The following is a 3,439-nucleotide window of genomic DNA, read 5'->3' as shown; positions in this document are numbered from 1 at the left end:
GGCCGCGGGGCGGCGGCGGCCTCCTGTGCCGACTGCTCGACCAGGGCCTGGAGCTGTCGATCCTGCTCGGCGCGCTCCAGCGCGGTGATGCGTGCGTCCTCTTCACCGGTGCTGGTTCCGCGCAGTTCGGCCAGATGTTCCAGCAGCGCCTGCCGCTGTTCCTCGTAACGGACCACGAGCTGCTCCTGCGCGGCGCTGGCGGCCTTCGCATCCGACTCCGCCGCCTCCGCGGCTACTGCCGCGTCCCGGGCGGCCTCTTCGGCCTGGGTGACATAGAGCTCCCAGGCTGCCCACAGCTGGGCGGCCTGCTGGGATTCGCTCAGGGTTTGCGAGCGGTTGGCCGTCAGCGCATTGAGCGTGGAGGCCTTGTACAGCACGTCGCCGGCGTCCTTGCTGTCCAGCAGCGAGCTGAGGCCGGGGTTGACGCCGCCGTTCCGGTAGAGTTCACCGGCCAGCTGTCCCACCTGGTTCTTGACCGAGTCGAAGTACCGCGCGGCCTGCGACGCCTTGGCCTTGGCGTCGGCGAGTTCAGCGGTCCGCTCCTGCTGCCTCAGCAGGGACTCGCTGTAGGCGTTCTGGGAACGCATGGAATCGAACTGCGCGTTGGCAAGGTTTCCCGAAGCCGCCTTGAGCTGCTCCTCGATCCGGTTCACCAGGGCCTGGGTGGCCGCTGCATCGCCCTTGGCGTCGTCGATCTCCTCGCCGGAAGGCAGCGTGGGCGCCGCCGGCAGGATGATCCGCTGCGATGTCACCTGCGGCAACTGTCCGGCCGGTGCGGCGACGGCCGGCGCCAGGGCCGGAACGCAGATTAACAGGGCGGTAGCCGAGAAGAGCGCGACGGTGCGCCTCGGCGTCGTCGATCGATGCGGGGCGGGACGCCCCGAGGGAAGCAGCCTCATCCGAACGGGTCCTTACTAGGAGCGCAGTAAATGCACGCGCCCTTTCGGGACGGCCGGCCTTGGGGCCGGAACGGTCAAATGTGCGAACGGGTGGCACCCCAACTAGACCGAACTGCATTCACACAGCACGTTGAGGATATGCAACATCAGTCACAGTTGCAACATTTGTCCCACCCATAACATAAACAACATCAGTGTCATTTGAACAGCATTGGCGAGGAACCGGCGTGTCACGAGGTGGTTCAGGGCACTTGAAGCGTGCGGCCGGGAGCCGTGCCGGCGTGGGCCCGCTGTGCCGACTTCAGCCAACGGGCCTGCTGTCCCGCGGCCAATGGGTCCTGCTTTATGTGGCCGCCGAGTGTGTCCCGAAGGGGCGCGGCGGGGGTCAGCCCCAGCCCAGTTCGTGCAGGCGGGCGTCGTCGATGCCGAAGTGGTGGGCGACCTCGTGGATCACGGTCACCAGGACCTCGTGGACCAATTCTTCGCGGGAGGAGCACATCCTTTGGAGGGGGCCGCGGAAGACGACGATGCGGTCCGGCATGGACCCGGCGGCCCACCAGTGGTCCCTCTCGGTGAGCGGCGTGCCTTCGTAGACGCCCAGCAGTTCCGTCTCGGGGTCTTCCCAGGGCTGCGGGGTGTATTCCTCTTCGACGAAGATGCCCACGTTGGTCATCTCGCGCATGATGTCTTCCGGGATCTGGTCGATCGCGTCGTTTACCGCGTCCTCGAATTCCGGCAGGGACATCTCCATCGGCATACAGCCGACTTTACCCGCGGGCTGCGGCCTCGAAAGCGCCCGGGTGGAGGCCGTGGCAGGCCGCGTTGGCCGGTTTTGGTTTTTCCCGGGACAGGCCCTATAGTTTTATAGGTCCACAGCGGGGAAATGAATCCCAAGTGGTCCTGGCCCCCATCGTCTAGCGGCCTAGGACACCGCCCTTTCACGGCGGCGGCACGGGTTCGAATCCCGTTGGGGGTACGCGAGACGTCATGAATGGCAGCCCGCTGGAGTGGTCAGAACCGCTTCGAAAGGCTGGTAGGATTGAGTCTCGTAAAAAATGCAAGGCCCTGTAGCGCAGTTGGTTAGCGCGCCGCCCTGTCACGGCGGAGGTCGCGGGTTCAAGTCCCGTCAGGGTCGCTTTGGTTTCCGGAGCGATTTCGGAACGCCATCGGTGATCATCGCAAGATGTTGCCACGGCTCTGTAGCTCAGTTGGTAGAGCGTTCGACTGAAAATCGAAAGGTCACCGGATCGACGCCGGTCGGAGCCACCAGCAAAACGAAGCCCCGCAGTCCTGGTTCAGGGTGCGGGGCTTCGTCGTGTCCGCCCGCTCTGTCCCCCTCCGGCTTCGTCGGGCACCATGGGTGCATGAGCGAAACCGCAATCACCCACATTGGCGGTCCGACGGCCTTGCTGGAGTTCGGTGGCTGGATGTTCCTGACCGACCCCACCTTTGATGAACCCGGCGAGTACCCGGCAACAGCCGGAACGCTGGTGAAAACCTCCGGGCCCGCCGTCCAAGCCGCAGACCTGCCGGTGGTGGATGCCATCCTCCTCTCGCATGACCAGCACGCGGACAACCTGGATAGATCCGGCCGGCGCCTGGTGGAATCCGGCGACGCCAAGGTGCTCGGCACGCTGGAGGCAGCGGACCGGCTCGCGACGGTTACCGGGATGGCCCCGTGGGAGCGGACAGTCCTCGAGGCCGCCGACCGGCCCACTGTCACGGTCACCGCCGTCCCGGCCCGGCACGGACCCGAAGGATGCGAACCGGTGACCGGCACCGTGACCGGATTCGTCCTGACAGGGTTCGACCTCCCGACTGTTTACATCAGCGGCGACAACGCCTCGCTGGACGTGGTAGACGCCGTGGCGGCACGTTTCGCGCCGATCGCCACGGCGGTGCTCTTCGCCGGAGCCGCCCGCGTGGGGGCCTTCGACAACGCCCCGCTCACCCTCACCGCCGACGCCGCGGTCGAGGCGGCGCGCACACTGGACGCGGCCGCCGTCGTGCCGGTCCACGCAGAGGGCTGGCAGCACTTCAGCGAAGGCCACGAAGAACTCCGCGCCCGGTTCTCCGCCGCCGGACTCGAAGACCGGCTCCGCATCCCCACACCGGGGCGGAAACTGGCCCTGTAGGCTGACGCGCCGGCGGACCGCCCGCCGTCCAGATGGACGCTCCCGCCGAACTGGTCGCCGAACTCATCGAGTCGACCACCGACAAGCCGGTCCACGTGGCGCGGCGGCCGCTCCCGGCTCCCAGTTTCCACTCAGGCTCACTGGCCTACCATGGAAGGGATTTCCCGTGCCGCCTGCACCTGATGAGGCACCGGACCAGGGGGACGATTGGAGCGAGGAGCATCGTGCAGGCCCTTTTAAAGGCGACGGCCGTCGGCATGGCAACCGCCGTCCTGCTAACGTCCTGCAGCGACGCGGGCCCAACGCCGGAATCGGCGACGACGGCGCCCGCCCCCGTCGCTGTGGACGACACCGAAGCGACGGCGCCCGCGGAAACACCCCCCGCATCTGTCCCCGCCACCGACC

3 protein-coding genes, 3 tRNA genes and 1 pseudogene are annotated in these 3,439 nt (G+C 67.1%); 5 read left to right on the top strand and 2 right to left on the bottom strand.

All coding sequences use genetic code 11. The features are described 5' to 3' along the window. Both AC5RUJ_RS12830 and AC5RUJ_RS12825 read right to left on the bottom strand, forming a co-directional pair. A partial coding sequence (locus AC5RUJ_RS12830; protein ID WP_494155957.1) for a coiled-coil domain-containing protein occupies positions 1–899 on the bottom strand: 899 nt, incomplete at its 3' end. 385 nt (positions 900–1,284) lie between these two features. Further along, positions 1,285–1,656, bottom strand: coding sequence for a metallopeptidase family protein (locus tag AC5RUJ_RS12825; RefSeq protein WP_494001987.1), 372 nt, complete (start codon positions 1,654–1,656; stop codon positions 1,285–1,287). Between the two features lie 146 nt (positions 1,657–1,802). Here AC5RUJ_RS12825 and AC5RUJ_RS12820 point away from each other — a divergent pair. From AC5RUJ_RS12820 to AC5RUJ_RS12800, 5 genes and pseudogenes are all read left to right on the top strand, one after another. Beyond that, positions 1,803–1,875: transfer RNA gene (locus tag AC5RUJ_RS12820), tRNA-Glu, on the top strand. Between the two features lie 85 nt (positions 1,876–1,960). Continuing rightward, a tRNA-Asp gene (locus AC5RUJ_RS12815) sits at positions 1,961–2,034 on the top strand. A 58-nt stretch (positions 2,035–2,092) separates the two neighbouring features. Next, positions 2,093–2,168: transfer RNA gene (locus AC5RUJ_RS12810), tRNA-Phe, on the top strand. 95 nt (positions 2,169–2,263) lie between these two features. Then, complete coding sequence (locus AC5RUJ_RS12805; protein WP_494013335.1) at positions 2,264–3,034, top strand: MBL fold metallo-hydrolase; 771 nt, start codon at positions 2,264–2,266, stop codon at positions 3,032–3,034. Between the two features lie 224 nt (positions 3,035–3,258). Beyond that, positions 3,259–3,439, top strand: a pseudogene (locus tag AC5RUJ_RS12800) (hypothetical protein); the annotation flags it as partial.

The sequence above is a fragment of the Arthrobacter sp. Y3223164 genome (genome assembly GCF_059091005.1).
This window is presented reverse-complemented; position numbering and strand designations above follow the sequence as displayed.

Coding starts and splice junctions, on each gene's coding strand:
- AC5RUJ_RS12805 (WP_494013335.1), top strand. CDS start 2,264: ATGAGCGAAACCGCAATCACCCACATTGGCGGTCCGACGGCCTTGCTG.
- AC5RUJ_RS12825 (WP_494001987.1), bottom strand. CDS start 1,656: ATGCCGATGGAGATGTCCCTGCCGGAATTCGAGGACGCGGTAAACGAC.